We start from the raw sequence: 17,697 nt of genomic DNA, 5'->3' as shown, positions 1-17,697 counted from the left end.
CGCGATCCGGATTCCAGTTGCGCCGCGCGGGGGTTACGGCGCCAGATAGACCTGGGGGGCCGCGTTGTCCGGATGCTGGCCGAGGCGGACATCCGCCCCGTACCAGCGATGGATAACCGACTGTTGGATCACCTCCTGCGGCGTCCCCTGGGCGACCAGGCGGCCCTGGTGAAGCAGCAGGATGCGGTCGGCCCACAGGGCGGCGAGGTTAAGGTCATGCAGCACCACGCACACGTGCAGTTGCCCGCCGGCGGTGAGCCTTTTGAGCAAGCGCAGCAGATGCTGTTGATAGTAAAGGTCCAGCGCCGAGGTGGGCTCATCGAGAAACAGCCAGCCCTGCGGCGCGCCGTCGCGCCACAGCTGCGCCAGACAGCGGGCGAGCTGCACCCGCTGCTGCTCGCCGCCGGAAAGGGCGGGATAGCGGCGGCCGACAAGGTCATCGCAGCCGGTGACGGCCATTACCGCCGCCAGCTCCGCCGGGTCCGCGGTCGGGCCCCACGGCGAGCGCCCCATGGCGATGACCGTTTCCACCGTCCAGTCGGCCTGCAGGGCCGTGCGCTGTAGCATGACCGCCCGCCGGCGCGCCAGCGCCTCGGGTGACCACGCCTCCAGCGGCGTGCCCGCCAGACGGCGGGTACCGCTATCCGGGGTCAGGTACCCGGTCAGCAGCCGCAGCAGGGTGGATTTGCCAGCGCCGTTCGGCCCGATAAGCGCCGTCATCTCGCCGCCGCGCAGCGCGACGGAGATGTTGTCGATAATCTGCCGCTGGCCGAGGCGAAGCGCCAGCCCCTGCGCGCAATATTCATTAGCCATGTTTGGGGTTCTCCCGACGAAAGACCAGCCACAGAAACCAGGGGGCGCCCAGCAGGCTGGTGAGCAGACCGACCGGCATCTCCGCCGGCGCCGCCACGGTGCGGGCCAGGGTGTCGGCCAGCAGAAGCAGGATCGCGCCGGCCAGCAGCGAGCCGGGGATCAGCCCGCGATGGTCCGGCCCCAGCCACAGGCGCATCAGGTGCGGCACCACCAGGCCAATAAAGCCGATGACGCCGCTGATGGCCACCGCCGCGGCCACCAGCACCGCGCTGCACAGCAGCAGCCAGCGCTGCAGCGCCCGCACGTTGACCCCGAGATAGTGCGCTTCTTCATCGCCGAGCTGCAGCAAATTCAGGCGGGAGGCCATCCACCACACCGCCAGCGCCGCCGGGATGATCAGGGTCGCAGCCACCAACAGGGTCGGCCACTCGGCCTGGCCCAGACTGCCCATGCCCCACAGCGACAGCTGGCGCAGCTGGGCGTCGTTGCTCAGCCAGGCCAGCACGCCGACCAGCGCCCCGCACAGCGCGTTGATGGCGATCCCCACCAGCAGCAGGCGCGACAGCGACCCCTCCTCCGCCCGGCTGAGGATAAAAATCACCACCATCACCGCCAGGCTGCCGATAAACGCCGCCAGCATCGGCATATACAGGGCGATCAGCCCCGTTGCGGAGAGCGGGAGCACCAGCCAGCAGGCCACCGCCAGCGCGGCGCCGCTGCTGATGCCCAGCAGGCCCGGGTCGGCAAGCGGGTTGCGAAACAGCCCCTGCATCACGCAGCCGGAGAGGGCCAGCGCCGCGCCTACCAGCAGGGCCAGCAGCACCCGCGGCAGACGGATGGTCAGCCAGATGTGGCGCAGCATCTCATCCCCGGCGGGCAGCAGGCTGGCCAGCGGCAAACGCATCGCGCCAAGGGTGGTGGCGAACAGCGTCAGCAGGACCAGCAGCAGCGTCATCAACAGCAAACGGCGGGCGAGGGCAGGGCGCATCAGGGCAGATGCTCCGCTTTTTCACGCAGCGCGATAATCGCCTGCGGGGTGCGCGGCCCAAAGCCGAGCAGGGCCATATCGTCGATCGTCAGCAGCTGCTTATGACGCCCCGCCGGGGTCTGCGCCAGGCCGGGCAGTTTCCACAGCCCGGCTTCGCCGCCCATCCCTTTGAGACCATCGGCGGAGATCACCACCAGATCCGCCTGGCTGGCGGCCACCCCCTCCTGCGACATCGCCCGATAGTGGTCGAAGCCCTGCATCGCGTTCTGCAGCCCGGCGGCGTGAATGGCGCCATCGGCCGCGGTGCGTTGCCCGGCCACCAGGGTATTCATTCCGCCGTGGCTGAGAATAAACAGCACCCGCCTGGCAATCGGCTGCGTTGGAATGGCGGCGATCTGTTGCTGAAGCTGCTGGCGCAGCGCGTCGCCTGCCGGGGTTTTGCCTAACGCTTCGGCAATGACGGCCACTTTGCTATCGATCGCGGCCAGGCTTTCGCCGCCCGGCACGTTTACCACCTTCACCCCGCTCGCCTGCACCTTGTGTAAAACCAGCGAGGGCTGCGCCTGGGCGCTCGCTAGCACCAGCTGCGGACGTAATGCGAGGATCCCCTCGGCGTTCAGCTGCCGCAGGTAGCCGACATCCGGCAGCTTTTGCGCCGCCGGGGGCCAGCTGCTGGTGCTGTCCCGGGCGACTAGGCTCTGTTGCGCGCCAAGGGCATAGACGATCTCAGTGACATCGCCGCCGAGGGTGACGAGCCGCTCCACGGCGGCGTGGCTCAGCAACGGGAAGGCGATGAGAAGCAGTAACCAGCGCATCATGCGGGCAGTCCTTCGCGGGTCAGACGATCCACCTGCTGGCGCCATTGCGCCTGCTCGGGGTGGCCCTCGCTGCGCTGGCCATAGAGCTGGGCGATCTGGGTGCCGTCTTTGGCGAACAGCTCGACGCTGGTGACGTGTCCGTCTGAGGTCGGCTTGCGGGTCACCCACACTTCATCGAGGCTCTCTTCACGCAGATGCAGGGTAAAGGTGGGATTGAAGATATTCAGCCAGCCGCGCATCGGCGCCAGCTTTTCCAGGGCGCCGGTGAAGATCTGCACGCAGCCGCGATTGCCGACGAAGATCATGATTTCATTGCCCTCCTGGCGCACCGTCTCCAGTAGCGCTGGCAGCGCATGGCGATCAACGCGGCAGGCGAGGTCGTCGCTCACCAGGCGGAAGGCCTGCTGGCGGGAAAGCTGATATTTACGCAGCAGACCGAAGAACTGGTGTACGTCGGTCATCGCGCGCCAGTCGTTCTCCAGGGCGGCGCCGTCGGCGCTCTCGGCATATTTCACCGGCTCCAGCGGGCGCAGAACCAGCGGCGCCGGGGCCGCCACCCGATGTTCCGCGATCAGGGTGTCCCAGGCCGCCATGTCGGTCTGCGTGGTCGCATAGACTTTCAGCAGCGCATCGCCGTGGTGGTCGAAAAACTGAATGCTCTGGCGACCGTTATCGTTCAGATGGAAGGCGCTGGCCCACTGGCTGAGGAACAGACGCAGGTCGAGCGCGCGCGGGTTCAGCACCAGCCCGGTGTGGCCGCTGAGGTGCTGGTGCGTGAACTGGCCCACCTGCTCATGCACGGCATACTCGTTGCGACAGATGCATTTGGTTTCACCGACGCGCTCCAGGGCGGCAATCAGCGCCCGGGCGTCATCGATCAGGCGCACGGCATCGTGACCGAGGCGGGCGGCGGTCAGCTCGGCTTCGCTGATCCCCATTTCCGCGGCGATATCGCGGGCATATTTTGCGGTGCTGGACGCTTTGGTGGCCTGGTAGTGCTGCCACAGATCGGGGTGGGCATTGGGCATAATCATATCCTTCTCAATGTTCAATATCCCCGGCCGGCGGGCCGGGGCAGGTGAGTTGTTATTCGGGCAATCAGAAGTCGACGTTGACCCCAAGCTGCCAGGTGCGGCCCGGCATGACCGCCAGCGCTTTATCATTGGCGTCCTGGTTGGTGCCGGTCTCGATATTGCGGCTGCTCAGGTAATCCCAGTATTTACGATCGGTGAGGTTGTAGACCCCGCCATTGAGGCGCACGTTTTTCGCCACCTGCCAGTACGCGGTCCAGTCCAGCATGCCGTAGCCCGGCACGCGCATATAGTCGCTGCTGGCATCGGCGATGGCGGACCCGCTGTTGCTGTAGCTTTCGCGGTTGGTGGCGGTCGCCTGTTTCCCCTTGACGAAGGTCGCCGTCAGGGCGGTGCCGTAGCGTTTCGCCGGATCGTCCCACGCCACGCCGACGATAGCTTTCATCGGCGCTACGCTGTCGAGGTCGACGTATTTATCGCCGCTGTAGCTGGATTTCGATTTCCCTTCGCTATAGCCGAAGGCGAGGGTGGCGCTCAGGCCGTCCACCTGCTCATACCAGGTGCCAAAGTTAAATTTAGTGCTAATTTCACCGCCGTAGATATAGGCTTTATCGCGGTTTTCCGCCTGATAAATGGTGTAGATATTCGACGGCACGTTAGTGAACTGGCCCGGATTATTCGCCCGGGTATAGCGGGTATAGGCGATAAAGTTCTTATAGCTGTTGTAGAACAGCGCTGTGCGCAGGGTGATGCCTTCGGTAACTTCCCCCTTCAGCCCCCACTCGAGATTATCGCTGGTTTCCGTCTTCAGATCGGTATTGCCGATCAGGGCATACTGCTGGCTGCCGGCGTAGCTGGACCCAAGGTTCCAGGATCCATACAGCTGGCTGGCGTTGGGGAACTGCGCGCCGCGCTGGTACTGCAGGTAGGTCATCAGGCGCGGGGTGAGGTCGTACTGGAAGGTCAACGACGGCAGAACCTGGGTATCGCTGTTTTTACCGTACAGATTCGCCACCGACGATTCGGTCAGCGCGCTGCTGTTGGCGGCAAGGTCGGACAGATTTTCCGGCTTTGTCGATTGATGCACCACGCGCACGCCGGGAATAATGGCGAAGTTGTGGCTATCAAGGTCGAAGTTGATCTTATCCTGGACAAAGCCGCCGAGAGTGTAGCTGCGGCTGTCCGCCTCCGGCTGCATGATCTCGCTGTAAACGCTGGGGATCGGCGACTGGCTGAACGGCCGCTGGGTTTTGCTGGTGCTGGCGTTGAAACCGGCGCTCAGATCGTGGCGGCCCAGGGTTTTCGCCAGCGCGGTCTGCAGGCCCCAGGTGTCGGTGTCGTAGTTGGAGTTCACCGTCTGCATTCTGCGGGTGACGCTGTCCGGCATATACGTCCAGTCATGGGCTTCGGTATGCTGGTAGTAGATTTTCGTGGAGACGCTGTCGAGGTAGTCATTCATCGGCGTCCAGTCATCCTTCAGGCTCAGGCCCCAGCGTCGGGTCTGGCTGGTCTGGTTGGCGGTGCCGATGGTGCTGTTGCCGCTGGAATCCCAGGTATCGTAGTGGGTGTGGTTGGTTTTGTGGTAATAGTCGAAGGTGCTGGTTAGCTTGTGCTCGTCGTTGGGCTGCCAGATCCCGGAGGCCAGAAAGGCATCGGAGTGCCAGTTCGCCGGGTAGGCGTCGACGGTGCCGCTGTTATTTTCGGTTTCCTGGCCGTCGCGGCGGCTGTAGACCAAAATGCCGCGCAGGAACTCATCGCCGCCGGCGACGGTCACCCCGTTGTGCCAGCTGCGATCCGCGGAGTCGTAGCCGCTGCGATAGCCGAAGGCGCTGGTTTTGCCCGGGCGCAGGTAATCATCCGCCGATTTCGGGCGGAAGGATACATTCCCTCCGATGGCGCTGTTGGCCGTTTCCGTCGAGGTGGCGCCGGACTGGATATCCACGCTGCCGTACATATACGGGTCGATATAATCGCGGCCGATGCCGAAGGTATTGAGCCCCGAGCGGCCGACGTAGCCGCGGCCGGTGGCGTTGGGCTGGGCGATACCGTCCACGTCGATACCGACGCGGTTGCTCTCCATGCCGCGAATGTTGTAGCCGGTGTAGCCCCCGCGGTCGAAGCCGCTTTTGCCGTTGCCGGAGCCGCCGCTGGCCCCGGTGGCGCTGATGAGCGGTTCATAGCGCATGATCGAGCCGAAATCGTTAGCGCCTTTGTCCTCCAGCTCCCGGGCGCTGATGCTGTGCTCGTTACCGGCTTTTTGCGCCGGCGCGGGAGCGGTGACGGTCATTTGTTCCGAGGTGTCATCCACCGCCTCGCCGCCGATGGCGGAAGTGCCTGCTGCGACGGCAGAAGTTTGATAAATTGCTGCAAGCAAAGAGGTCACCAGCAGGCGTTTTTTACACCCTGCTGCTGACGGAGTCGATTTGTACATAGTCGCCACGCCTTGATCGTTATTAGTATCGGCTCACGCGTTACTTCCAGAGTTGCAGGTTGCTCCGTCTTTTCCGTTGCGGATAGTGTCTCACTCCATTTGTTGATTGCGAATGGTAATGATAGGTATTTTCGTTTGCAACAAAATATTCATGTATTCCTCATTTAAACTGCACTTTGTTTACACTGTGCCCTTTCAGCCTGAGCGAGATGACGATGAATTCAAAAGCGGCTATCACCATCACCTATTGTTCCCAGTGCAACTGGATGCTGCGCGCCAGCTGGATGGCGCAGGAGCTGTTACACACCTTCAGCACCGATATCGCCTCGGTGACGCTGGTGCCGGGCACCGGCGGGATCTTCACTATCGATATCGACGGCCAGCAGATCTGGGAGCGGAAGCAGGATGGCGGCTTTCCGGATGCGGCAGAGCTGAAACGCCGGGTGCGCGATGTCTGCTTTCCGGAAAAAGCATTGGGGCATGTTGATAAACCCGCTAACCCGACCTAATCGTTAGGAAAGCGGCTGCGTGGCCCGTTTAAAAGGTGTATTATTGATGCATCTTTTTGTGGAGAGGGAAGTTGACGGTGGGCAAACGCATCGAACGTGAAAAGCAGACGATCGGTCGGATGATTGGGCTTTATCAGCGCCGCTGTCCGGATGCCCGCGACGACGGCGAGCACTATCAGGCGCTGAACGCCTACGCCGACAAGCGGCTTGATAAGTGCGTGTTTGGCGACAATAAACCGGCCTGCAAGCAGTGTCCGGTACACTGCTATCAGCCGGCGAAGCGCGAAGAGATGAAGCAGATTATGCGCTGGGCCGGGCCACGAATGCTCTGGCGCCACCCGATCCTGACCCTTCGCCATCTGCTGGATGACAGGCGGCCGGTGCCGCCGGTGCCGGAAAAATATCGACCGAAAAAATAGCGGCCTTTCCCCGGCCTGGGCTGCGCGCAGCCGGGGGACAAGCGCAGCCCCGGTAAGGCGTTAGCCGCCACCGGGGATGGGTGATGAAGCCTTCTGTTTCTGACTATCCCGGATCGTGCTTGTCACAAAGGCGACCACAAACAGCGCGCTGAACAGCACCACGATAGTCGGCGCCGGCGCGCTATCGAGATAAAACGCCAGCCACACTCCTCCCGCCGAGCAGCAGACCGCTACCGCCACCGCCAGCAGCAGGGCGTGGATAAAGCGCCGTACCAGCAGGAGCGCGATCGCCCCTGGGGCAATCAGCAGCGAAATCGACAGAATAATCCCTACCGACTGCAGCGTCGCGACGATGGTCAGGGCGATCATGCACAGCATGCCGTAATGCAGCAGTCCGCCGCGCAGGCCGCTGGCTTTGGCCTGCGTCGGATCGAAGGCGTGCAGCAAAAAATCCCGCCATTTCAGCCCGATAATCAGCGCAATCATCAGCGCGATAGCCGCCGTTTGTCCAATATCGCTGAGGGAGATCCCGAGCATGTCGCCGAACAGAATATGGTCGAGATGGACGTCGGACCGGATCGCTACGTACAGCACCAGCCCGGCGCCAAACATGCCGGAGAAGACGATTCCCATGATGGTATCGCGTTTGAGGCGGCTGTTGTCGTCGAGAAAACCGGTCGTCACGGCGCAGAGCAGCCCGGCGATAAACGCGCCGATGGCGAAGGGGATGCCGATAATGTAGGCCAGCACCACGCCGGGAAAGACCGCGTGGCTCATGGCGTCGCCCATCAGCGCCCAGCCTTTGAGCACCAGAAAGACCGACAGCAGCGCGCAGGGCACGGCAACGACCATCGATACTGTTATCGCGTTGACCATAAAAGGAAACTGGAACGGGGCCAGGATCAGATTCAGCATGCTGCCTCCCCGGCGCGGCGGCGGTTGGCCAGCAGGCCATGCTTCGGCGCGAAGATAAAGGTGATGAGGAACAGCAGCGTTTGCGCCACCACGATAATGCCGCCGGTGGCGCCGTCGAGGTAGTAACTGAGCCAGGCGCCGAAGAAGCTGGTCAGGCTGCCGATGGCGACGGCGATGGCCAGCAGGCGCGGGAAGCGGTCGGTTAACAGCCAGGCGGTGGCGCCGGGGGTGACCACCAGGCAGATAACCAGAAAGGCGCCGACGGTCTGCAGCGCCGCTACGGTGCAGGCCGCCAGCAGGGTAAAGAACAGCAGCTTCAGGCCGCGGGTGTTCAGACCAATCGAGCGGGCGTGGTGCTCATCGAAGAAGGTCACCATCAGATCTTTCCACTTCAACAGCAGGATCGCCATCGAGATAAAGCCGATCGCCGCCAGCTGGATAATATCCTCCGGGGCGATGGCCAGAATATTGCCGAGGATAATGGTCTGGATATTCACCGACGTCGGGTTCAGCGACACCATAAACAGCCCGATCCCGAAGAAGGAGGAGAAGATCAGGCCGATAATTGCATCCTCTTTCAGCCGCGACCGCTGCTGCAAAAACAGCATACTGCCCGCCGCCAGGCCGCCGGAGAGAAACGCGCCGAGGGCAAACGGCAGGCCGAGCATATAGGCCCCGGCGACGCCGGGCACAATCGAGTGGGAAAGGGCGTCGCCAATCAGCGACCAGCCCTTCAGCATCAGGTAGCAGGAGAGAAAGGCGCAGACGCCGCCCACCAGCGCCGCCACCCACATCGCATTGAGCATATAGTGATAGCCAAACGGCTCCAGCAGCCAGCTCATCGTGGGCCTCCCGCCGCGCGCCGGCTGATAAACGGCCGCTCGTCATCGGTGATAATCTGCGCTTCCGCACCGGTGAGCGCGACGTGGCGCAGTACGCCGCTGAAAGCCCGCTCCACATTCTCGGCGGTGAAGGTGGTTTCTGTCGGGCCGCTGGCCAGCACGGTGCCTTTTACCATCACCGTGTAATCGCAAAATTCACTTACGGACCCGAGATTATGGGTGGAAACCAGCATGGTACAGCCCTCATCGCGGAGCTCGCGCAGCAGGCTGATGATCCGCGCTTCGGTCTGCACATCGACGCCGGTAAAAGGCTCATCCAGCAGGATCACCTGGCCCTGCTGAGCGATGGCGCGGGCAAGGAAGACGCGCTTTTTCTGCCCGCCGGAGAGCTCGCCAATTTGCCGATGGCGGTACTCGCTCATGCCCACGCGGGCCAGCGCGGCATCGACAATCTCGCGATCGCGCGGCTTTGCCCGCCGCAGCCAGCCCATATGGCCGTAGCGGCCCATCATCACCACATCCTCCACCAGCACCGGGAAGGACCAGTCCACCTCTTCCGACTGCGGGACATAGGCGACCAGGTTCTGGCGCAGCGCGCGGTTGACCGGCTGGCCGAGGATGGCGATCTCGCCGTGACCGACGCGCACAAAGCCCATCAGCGCTTTAAACAGTGTGGATTTACCCGAGCCGTTAACCCCCACCAGCGCGGCAATGGCGCCGCGCGGTACGCTGAACGAGGCGTCGCGCAGGGCGGTGTGGCCGTTGCGCCAGGTGACGGTGAGCTGGTCGACATACAGACCCGCTTGCGCAGTATTCATGGCTGTTTCCTCATCCCGTCCTGGATACCGTTGACGATGGTTTCGGTGGTGACGCGCAGCAGGTCGAGCCAGGTCGGCACCGGGCCGTCGGCGGCGCTCAGCGAATCGACATACAGCACGCCGCCGTAGTGGGCGCCGGCTTCGCGCGCCACCTGACGCGCCGGTTTATCGGAGATGGTGCTTTCGCTGAAGATGGTCGGGATCTGTTCTTTCTTCATGGTGTCGATAACCTTGCGCACCTGTTGCGGAGTGCCCTGCTGGTCGGCGTTAATCGGCCACAGATACAGTTCGCGCAGGCCATAGTCGCGGGCCAGATAGGAGAAGGCTCCCTCGCTGGTGACCAGCCAGCGCTTATCCGCCGGCAGCTGCGCCAGTCTGGCCTGCAGCGGCGCCATCGTCTGGCGGATCTTCTCTTTATAGGCCTCGGCGTTGCGGCGATAGGTGTCGGCGTGAGGCGGATCGTATTTCACCAGCGCATCGCGAATATTATCGACATAGATCAGGGCGTTATCTGCCGACATCCAGGCATGGGGATTGGGCTTTCCGCTATAGGGGCCTGCGCTGATGCCCATCGGCTGGATCCCCTCGCTGACCACCACCTCCGGGACGCCCTGCAGGTGCTGATAAAAGCGGGCAAACCACCGTTCGAGATTGAGACCGTTGCTGAGGATCAGCTGCGCCCCCTGCGCGCGTTTGATATCGCCGGGGGTAGGCTGGTAGTCGTGGATCTCCGCGCCCGGTTTGGTGATGGAGCTGACGACGGCGGCATCGCCGGCCACGTTCTGCGCCATATCGGCGATAACCGTGAAGGTGGTGATAACCCTGAATTTCTCCTGCGCCGAGGCCGGCGCCGCGGCCAGCAGGGCCAGCGCGCTGGCCAGCAGCAATGATTTCAGCGGTGTCAGGTGCAGCATAGGATCCCTCGCAATGATGTGGTTAATTTCCCAGCGTTTATAGCCATTGCTATGTTATATAGCACAAGCTATTTACAAATGAAAATAATTCTTATTTGCATGCGTGGGTAATAATGAGCCGGGAAACGAAAGCGATAAGAAAGGGGAGAGATAAGGCTGGCCCGGCGCGAACCGGGCGAAGATCAAGAGATATCGGCGACCGACTGGCGCGGGATCAGGCGGCCAGCCAGCGAGCGGCCCTCGGCGGTGAAGGTTGGCCGATCGTCAATCAGGCTGCGGATACGCTGAATACAGTTATCCAGCAGCGCCTCCAGTGGCCAGGAGATGCAGGTCAGCGGTGGGTAGAGCAGCGAGGCGAGCGGGGAATCCTCAAGGCTCAGCAGGGAGACTTCCTGCGGGACGGCGATGGTGAATTCGCGCAGCAGGCGCATTGCCTCAGCGGCGTAGCGGTCACGTTTAACGATAATGACTGAGTATTTACTGAAGCTGTTAATTAAGGTCAGCAGCGCCTGTTCGACATCATCGTTGGCCGTCAGCACCAGCTGGCGGTTAAAAGGAATGGAGTAGTTCTGCAGAACGTTGCGGTAGCCTTCCATCATCTGGCGGCTGGCATCGTCGCTATCGCTGTCCACCAGCAGGGCGATGTTGCGGTGTCCCTTGCCAATCACATAGCGGCAGGCGCTTTCAGTGGCGAAGGCGAAGTCATAGCCCTGGCTGTTGCTCCCGGCGACGCCGAAACGGTCAAAGGCGATAACGTTGCGCGGCGCGTCGGCAGCAACGGCGCCCAGCACCACCACCGCCACGCACTGGCGCTGCAGATCGTCGATCGCCGCCGCCTGCTCTACCGGATCGCTGACATACTGGACCAGCAGGCTTTTATTCAGCCCTTTCAGCGCCTGCGAGAGGAGCGGCAGCAGACGCGCGCCGTTGCTCTCGTCCTGCGCGGAAATCACCAGACCAACGTGGCTGGATGTCTGACTGGCGAGGTTTTGCGCGGCAAAGCTCGGGCGATAGTTGAGTTCTTCAACGGCCCGCAGCACAGCTTCCCGGCTCTCTTCGCGCACGCCCCGGGTGCCGGTCAGCACGCGGGAAACCGTCGCTCTTGAGACATTCGCTAATCTTGAAACATCATCAATCGTTGGCATGGCTTTTTCTGTCTGGACATTTTCGCCTAGCTTAACATACCTGCTGAAAAAAGTGTCTACCGTGGCCCGTCCACGGCGCCGGGCAGACGGGGCAGCCAGGCCGCGCCGCGCACGCCGCTGGCGTCGCCGAAGCGGGCCGGTTTGATCTGCGTGCGGCAGCTGTCGGAGAAGATCCACGGAACGATGGCGGCAGGCAGATCGCGATAGATCTGGCTGACGTTGGACAGACCGCCGCCCAGCACAATCACCTGCGGGTCGAGAATATTGATCACCGACGCCAGGCTACGGGCAAAAGCATCGATAAAGTGTCGCCAGTGGGCCAGCGCGCGCGGATCGCCGTTTTGCGCCGCGGCGACAATGGCCTCCGCACGCGCTTGTTCCCCGTAGCGGCGGGCGAAGCCGGTGCCGGAGAGAAAGCTTTCGATGCAGTTCGTTTTGCCGCAGTAGCAGGGCTGCGGCGGGCCATCCCGCTCAGAAGTATAGCCCGGCAGCGGATTATGCCCCCACTCCCCGGCGATAGCGTTGGGACCGCTAAGCAGCTGTTGATGAACGGCGATCCCGCCACCGCAGCCGGTACCGATAATCACCCCGAAGACGGTGGCGGCCCCGGCGCCGGCGCCATCTACCGCCTCCGAAAGGGTGAAGCAGTCGGCATCGTTTGCCATCCACACCGGCTGGCCAAGCTGCTGCATGATATCCCGGCGCAGATCGTGACCGTTGAGCACCAGGCAGTTGCAGTTTTTAATGCGCCCGCTTTGCGGATCGATAGCCCCAGGCAGGCCGATCCCCAGGGTGAATGGCTGCGGGCTGACCGCGCGAATATCGGCAATCAGGGTCAGCAGTTGACGCATAAAGGCGTCATAGCTATCTTTGTGGGTCGGCCGACGCAGGCGCTGGACGCATTCGCCTGCCGGGTCCAGCAGTACGGCTTCCATTTTGGTGCCGCCAATATCTATTCCAAGATGTAACATAGTGACCTCGGGGATTCAGACCCGGCCAGCACGTCTGGCCGGGCAAGGCGCTAGGCGTGAAGCGGTTGCGCGCGGTAAATCGCAATCAGTTCGGCAATCAGCTCTTTCGCCAGAATGGAGGTCATCAGGTGATCCTGAGCATGGACCATCACCAGCGTCATTTTGGTTTTTCCCTCGCCTTCGTCAGCTTCGATAAGCTGGGTCTGTACAAGGTGAGCTTCGCGGGAATAATGGGCCGCTTCCTGCATTTTGGCGTCGGCGGTGGCGAAATCACCCGCTTTAGCGGCGTGCAGCGCTTCGTAGCACAGGCTACGTGACTGGCCGGCGTTGATGATGATCCCCATCACCTGTTCTTCTAATTCCATGATTATCCTCTGAATCGTTAGCGTTAAGCGGTTTGCGCCACGTTGTCAGCCTGGCTGACGGCGTTTTCACGCTCCTGGGCCAGCAGCTGTTTTTCGTAAGCTTTGAGAAATGGCAGGTACATCACCATGGCGGTGGCCATACAAATGAGGCACAGGATCACTGGGCTAAAGCTCCAGTTCGCCGCCCACGAGGCGCCGATGGGCGCCGGCGTTGTCCACGGCGTCATCGATACTACGCGGCTGACCAGGTCCAGCTTCAGCGCAAAGTACGCCAGGGTCGCGTTGACCATCGGTACCAGCACGAACGGCAGGAAAAACAGCGGATTCATGATGATCGGTGCGCCGAAGAGGATCGGTTCGTTAATATTGAATACCCCCGGCACGACCCCCATCCGGCCAATCGTCCGCAGATGTACGGCCTTGCTGCGCAGCAGCATCAGCGCCAGCGGCAGGGTTGAGCCGACGCCGCCGATCAGCAGATAGTGATCCCAGAAGCCCTGGACATAGATGTGCGGGATAGCGGTGCCAGCGGCCATCGCCGCCTGATTGACCGACAGGTTGGCCATCCAGAAGGGGTTCATGATCCCGGTGACGATCAGCGCGCCGTGGATCCCGGCGAACCACAGCACCTGACAGACCAGCACTGACAACAGAATGGCCGGCAGCGTATCGGAAGCCGCGACCAGCGGTTTGACCAGCGACATGATCGCTTCCGGAATGATCATCCCCAGTTGGGCCTCGATAAACAGGTTCAGCGGATGCAGCGTCAGAATGATCGCCAGCACCGGGATCAGGATCTCGAACGAGCGCGCCACCCCGGCAGGCACTTCCGGCGGCAGACGAATGGTGATGTTATGCCGCTTGAGGAAGGCGTACAGCTCGGTGGAATAGATGGCCACCAGAATGGCGGTGAATATCCCCTGACCGGAGAAGTAGGCAGTAGAGATCTGGCCATCTTTCAGCGGCGCGGCTACCAGCAGAAACGACATCAGCGACAGCATCCCGGCGGTCAGCGAGTCCAGGTGATGGTGCTTGGCGAGGCTGGCGGCGATCCCGACGGCAATGAACAGGGTCATCACCCCCATGCTGAAGTTGAACGGCAGCATCAGCGCATCGCGATGATCGAGCGAAAATTGCAGCCAGGCGCGGGCAAAGCCCCACGTCGTATCCGGAGAAAACGGCGGAAAGATAAATACCAGCAAAAACGAGCCTACGATCATAAAGGGCAGGGCGGTAATAAAACCGTCGCGGATCGAGGTGACGTATTTTTGCTGGCCGATCGCCCCCGCCATAGGCGTGATCTGCCGTTCGATCACATCGATCAGTTTAGCGTACAGAGAGCTCATGTTCTTTCCTTAGTTCTTGTTTTCAATGAGGGAAAGGGCGAAATCGAGGACCGCGGCGCCTTTTTGCATGCCGTAGTCCATCATATTGATGGGTTCGACGCGGATACCGTATTTATCCGCCTGTTTTTGCAGATCCTGCTGCATGTATTTCACCTGCGGCCCCAGCAGCACCACCTGATAATGGCCAACCTGTTCGGCGAATTCCGCTACGCCATAGGCATTGATCTCTACCGGCAGGCCCCGCTGTTCGGCTTCGGCAATCATTTTTTTCATCAGCAGGCTGGTGGACATGCCTGCCGAACAACACAACATAATTTTTTTCATAAGTACCGCTCCTGATGAGATTGGATGTGCGGACTATAGTCAAAATGGATGCATTACGGAAAGCGCTTTCCATTTGTGGATTTATTAATTGTGACCATGATCACCTATGGCAGGCTTTCACTTTCCGGTGTTGTGGGCGATCATCCCGGCGAGACAACCATTCGCAAAGGTAGGAGTATGAACATTCAGTTAATGAATGTGGCCGTGGATATCATCGAGCAGCGGCTGGCGCCGCTGGCGAATGTTCTGACGCGCAACAACCACATTACGGCGATGCGCGATAGCTTTGCGCTGGCAATGCCCTTTGTGATTGTTGGCAGCCTGTTGGTGCCCATTTTGTTTCCGCCCGTTTCCATCGACGGCGCCTCGCGTTTCGGCCAGGTCTATTTGCTGCTGCGGCCTATCCTGCTGCCGACCTTTCAGCTAACCATTGGCCTGGTGGCGCTGATTGTCGCCTTCGGCGCCAGCGCCAGTCTCGCCAAGCAGTACCGTCTGCCGGAACGGCTCTGCGGTTTAACCGGGTGTCTGGCTTTTCTGCTGTTTATCGGCTTTCGCGAGACTGCGGTGAGCAACGTTTATCTCGGCGGTATGGGGATATTTACCGCCCTGATATCCAGTACCTATTCCATTGAGATAATTCGTTTTTTCTACAAAAAAGGCTGGTGTATCCGCCTGCCTGATGAAGTGCCGCTGATGACTCGCAATGGCTTTCAACTGCTGATCCCGCTGCTGGTGGTGATGCTGTCGATAAGCGTGATGAATGCCATACTGCTGCAGACCACCGGACGCATCGTACCGGAGTTAATCAGCGAAGCGGTGCGGCCGCTGGTGCTGGCGTCCGACACGCTGATGGCGGTACTGATCTCTTTATTTATCTGTAACTTACTCTGGTTTATCGGTATCCACGGCGCGCTGATCATCACCGGGATTATGAACCCCTTCTGGATGACCTATCTGTTTGAAAATCAGCAGGCGCTGGCGGCGGGTTCGCCAACGCTGCCGCATATTTATCTGCAGGGGTTCTGGGATTTTTACCTGCTGATCGGCGGTATCGGCTCCACTTTGCCGCTGGTGCTGATGGCGATGCGCAGCCGCTCGCGGCAGCTGAAAAGCGTGGCAAAAATTGGCCTGCTGCCGTCGCTGTTTAATATCAACGAGCCAATACTGTTTGGTTTTCCGGTAATCATGAACCCGGTTTTTTTACTGCCGTTTCTCTTTGTTCCGCTGATAAATGCCTGTATCGCATGGTATTTAACTCAGCTGGGTATCCTCGACCGCGCGGTGGCGATGCTGCCATGGTCGATGCCTTCCCCGCTGGGGGCGGCATGGTCGGCGAACGGCAGCTGGAAAAATTTGTGCATGAGCCTGTTCGCGATGTTTAACGCCTGGATGCTCTATCGCCCCTTCTTTAAAGTGTACGAACGCCAGCTCGCGGAAACCGAGCGCTGACCCCCTCACCGTCGGGGGCTTATCCTCCGACGGCACCTGTTCACTTTCTCTTTCTTCCGCTCTGCTGCCGGCTTCCGGCGGCATTCTTGTTATTTTATGTGATCAGTCTCACGAATATATTCGTCGCAGAGCGAATTTTGTGAACCAGATAGGCAATTATGGAAAGCGCTTTCCAATATCGGATGTACATTTCCATTTTTGATCCGTAAATTTCCCCTCCGTTATCGGTTCGTGTTAACAAACATAACGTGGGAAAAAATAATGATAAAGCTGAAACATTCAATACCTCTGGCTCTCCTCGCGCTGGCAGGGGCCAGCAGCCTGGCCTGCGCCGATCCGAAGTATGATTTTGCGCTGCATGGCTATATCCGCTCCGGGATCCTGGCGAACTCCGATGGCAACCGCGCGGACTCCGTCGGCCTGATGCCGGACGGTAAGTGGCGACTGGGCAACGAAGAAGACACCAAGATCGAACTGATCCCCACCGTGACGCTGACGGCGGACAGCGGCGTGGTGGCGAAAGTGCAGGCCAACCTCACTCACCAGTCGAAATGCACCTCCGACTGGAACTGTCAGGATGACGATGGCCATGACGTACAGTTTCGTGAAGGGTTCGCCGAGCTGAGCAATCTGGATTTTGCGCCGGAGATGACCTTCTGGGCTGGTAAGCGCTACAGCAGCTCCAACACCTCCAGCCATCAGTTCGACTGGGAGTACATTCAGTACAACGGCACCGGCGGCGGCTTCGACAACATGGATCTCGGCTTCGCCCGCTTCGACGCCGGGGTGTACGCCTTTTCACCCACCGATGAAACCAAAGCCTACCCGGTGGATAAGGGAGATCAGGGCTACCCGGATGACTATTCCCTCAACCTGTGGCTGAAAAAGATCGCCGGGACAGGCTTCGATCTGGAGCTGATCGGCCACCATATGAACCGTAACGAAAACCACCCGACTTCCGCCGAGAAGGGCTATGGCGTGACCGGTATTTATAACTTTGACGGTTTCTATGGCCTGACCGGAGGCTACTCCCGCCTCGCATTGCAGTACGGGAAAGGGCTGGCGGCGGGTGACTCGCTGGGTAAAAACGGCTGGGGCTGGGCCAATCTGGAAAACACTCAGTCCTGGCGAGTGGTGCTGGATAGCGTGGCCTCGATGGGCGATCTGGAGATCTCCACCTTCGCTTTCTGGCAGAAAGATAAAAACTACCGCTGGTGGACGGAAGATGACCATGGCTGGGGACGCTCGATGTGGGTCGCCGGTATCCGCCCTTATCATCAGATCACCCGCAACTTTGCCATGCAGTACGAACTGGGCTACGAATATCTGGATGATAAAAACTACAAAGGGGTCAACGGCAAAGGCAAAGGCGGCCTGACCAAAGTCACCGTTGCGCCAACCCTGACCTTTGACTCCGGTTTCTGGGCACGCCCGCAGCTGCGCTTCTTCGTCACCTACGCGAAGTGGGATAAAGGCGTCTCCGATGCGCTGGACGGCAACTACAACTGGGATACCAATACCATCACCGCCGGCGGGTATTCCCGCAGTGGCTCTACCGACACCGTTAACTTCGGCGTACAGGCCGAGGTCTGGTTCTAA

18 protein-coding genes are annotated in these 17,697 nt (G+C 60.7%); 4 read left to right on the top strand and 14 right to left on the bottom strand.

Annotated elements, in window-relative coordinates; all coding sequences use genetic code 11:
* Positions 1–33 precede the first annotated feature (33 nt).
* The 5 genes from ABLV04_RS05170 to ABLV04_RS05150 form a co-directional block, all read right to left on the bottom strand.
* Positions 34–813: a heme ABC transporter ATP-binding protein gene (locus ABLV04_RS05170; protein ID WP_147733570.1), complete on the bottom strand. Its 780-nt coding sequence runs from the start codon at positions 811–813 to the stop codon at positions 34–36.
* On the bottom strand, positions 806–1,801 hold the full coding sequence (locus ABLV04_RS05165) for an iron ABC transporter permease (RefSeq protein WP_101992545.1): 996 nt from the start codon (positions 1,799–1,801) through the stop codon (positions 806–808). Before ABLV04_RS05165 ends, ABLV04_RS05170 begins: the two co-directional genes overlap by 8 nt.
* On the bottom strand, positions 1,801–2,619 hold the full coding sequence (locus tag ABLV04_RS05160; protein ID WP_110238256.1) for a hemin ABC transporter substrate-binding protein: 819 nt from the start codon (positions 2,617–2,619) through the stop codon (positions 1,801–1,803). Before ABLV04_RS05160 ends, ABLV04_RS05165 begins: the two co-directional genes overlap by 1 nt.
* The gene (locus ABLV04_RS05155; protein WP_147733571.1) at positions 2,616–3,647 is read right to left on the bottom strand and encodes a ChuX/HutX family heme-like substrate-binding protein; all 1,032 of its coding nucleotides are present in this window, start codon (positions 3,645–3,647) and stop codon (positions 2,616–2,618) included. The genes ABLV04_RS05160 and ABLV04_RS05155 overlap by 4 nt, the downstream gene beginning before the upstream one ends.
* Positions 3,648–3,717: 70 nt before the next feature.
* Positions 3,718–6,081, bottom strand: a complete 2,364-nt coding sequence (locus tag ABLV04_RS05150; RefSeq protein ID WP_147733572.1) for a TonB-dependent receptor — start codon at positions 6,079–6,081, stop codon at positions 3,718–3,720.
* Between the two features lie 215 nt (positions 6,082–6,296).
* Here ABLV04_RS05150 and ABLV04_RS05145 point away from each other — a divergent pair, with 215 nt between their 5' ends.
* On the top strand, positions 6,297–6,590 hold the full coding sequence (locus tag ABLV04_RS05145) for a SelT/SelW/SelH family protein (protein WP_004205627.1): 294 nt from the start codon (positions 6,297–6,299) through the stop codon (positions 6,588–6,590).
* 77 nt (positions 6,591–6,667) lie between these two features.
* Positions 6,668–7,009 carry a nitrous oxide-stimulated promoter family protein gene (locus tag ABLV04_RS05140; RefSeq protein ID WP_072199164.1) on the top strand — a complete coding sequence of 114 codons (342 nt, stop codon included), beginning with the start codon at positions 6,668–6,670 and terminating at the stop codon, positions 7,007–7,009.
* A 60-nt stretch (positions 7,010–7,069) separates the two neighbouring features.
* Here the strand turns inward: ABLV04_RS05140 and ABLV04_RS05135 are convergent, their stop codons facing one another.
* From ABLV04_RS05135 to ABLV04_RS05095, 9 genes are all read right to left on the bottom strand, one after another.
* Positions 7,070–7,924 carry a metal ABC transporter permease gene (locus ABLV04_RS05135; protein ID WP_147733573.1) on the bottom strand — a complete coding sequence of 285 codons (855 nt, stop codon included), beginning with the start codon at positions 7,922–7,924 and terminating at the stop codon, positions 7,070–7,072.
* Positions 7,918–8,766, bottom strand: a complete 849-nt coding sequence (sitC, locus tag ABLV04_RS05130) for an iron/manganese ABC transporter permease subunit SitC (protein ID WP_023290804.1) — start codon at positions 8,764–8,766, stop codon at positions 7,918–7,920. Before sitC ends, ABLV04_RS05135 begins: the two co-directional genes overlap by 7 nt.
* Positions 8,763–9,584: a manganese/iron ABC transporter ATP-binding protein gene (locus tag ABLV04_RS05125; RefSeq protein WP_147733574.1), complete on the bottom strand. Its 822-nt coding sequence runs from the start codon at positions 9,582–9,584 to the stop codon at positions 8,763–8,765. The genes sitC and ABLV04_RS05125 overlap by 4 nt, the downstream gene beginning before the upstream one ends.
* Positions 9,581–10,498 (bottom strand): metal ABC transporter substrate-binding protein, encoded by a 918-nt coding sequence (locus ABLV04_RS05120; protein WP_044524511.1) that lies wholly within the window; start codon positions 10,496–10,498, stop codon positions 9,581–9,583. The genes ABLV04_RS05125 and ABLV04_RS05120 overlap by 4 nt, the downstream gene beginning before the upstream one ends.
* A gap of 182 nt (positions 10,499–10,680) precedes the next feature.
* Positions 10,681–11,643, bottom strand: coding sequence for a LacI family DNA-binding transcriptional regulator (locus ABLV04_RS05115; RefSeq protein ID WP_048298115.1), 963 nt, complete (start codon positions 11,641–11,643; stop codon positions 10,681–10,683).
* A gap of 56 nt (positions 11,644–11,699) precedes the next feature.
* Positions 11,700–12,614 (bottom strand): ROK family protein, encoded by a 915-nt coding sequence (locus ABLV04_RS05110; protein WP_048298114.1) that lies wholly within the window; start codon positions 12,612–12,614, stop codon positions 11,700–11,702.
* Between the two features lie 50 nt (positions 12,615–12,664).
* Positions 12,665–12,979 carry a PTS lactose/cellobiose transporter subunit IIA gene (locus ABLV04_RS05105; protein ID WP_002914983.1) on the bottom strand — a complete coding sequence of 105 codons (315 nt, stop codon included), beginning with the start codon at positions 12,977–12,979 and terminating at the stop codon, positions 12,665–12,667.
* Between the two features lie 23 nt (positions 12,980–13,002).
* Entirely contained in the window at positions 13,003–14,325 is a 1,323-nt protein-coding gene (locus ABLV04_RS05100; protein WP_147733575.1) for a PTS sugar transporter subunit IIC, read from the bottom strand.
* A 9-nt stretch (positions 14,326–14,334) separates the two neighbouring features.
* Positions 14,335–14,649 (bottom strand): PTS sugar transporter subunit IIB, encoded by a 315-nt coding sequence (locus ABLV04_RS05095; RefSeq protein ID WP_002914979.1) that lies wholly within the window; start codon positions 14,647–14,649, stop codon positions 14,335–14,337.
* Positions 14,650–14,826: 177 nt separating this feature from the next.
* On the opposite strand from ABLV04_RS05095, the gene ABLV04_RS05090 reads away from it, so the two are divergent.
* Together ABLV04_RS05090 and ABLV04_RS05085 are read left to right on the top strand one after the other, a co-directional pair.
* Positions 14,827–16,098 carry a PTS transporter subunit EIIC gene (locus ABLV04_RS05090; RefSeq protein ID WP_004151052.1) on the top strand — a complete coding sequence of 424 codons (1,272 nt, stop codon included), beginning with the start codon at positions 14,827–14,829 and terminating at the stop codon, positions 16,096–16,098.
* 261 nt (positions 16,099–16,359) lie between these two features.
* Complete coding sequence (locus ABLV04_RS05085) at positions 16,360–17,697, top strand: carbohydrate porin (RefSeq protein WP_147733576.1); 1,338 nt, start codon at positions 16,360–16,362, stop codon at positions 17,695–17,697.

The sequence above is a fragment of the Klebsiella sp. JN_Kp127 genome (assembly GCF_040062505.1).
Taxonomy (GTDB): domain Bacteria; phylum Pseudomonadota; class Gammaproteobacteria; order Enterobacterales; family Enterobacteriaceae; genus Klebsiella; species Klebsiella quasipneumoniae.
This window is presented reverse-complemented; position numbering and strand designations above follow the sequence as displayed.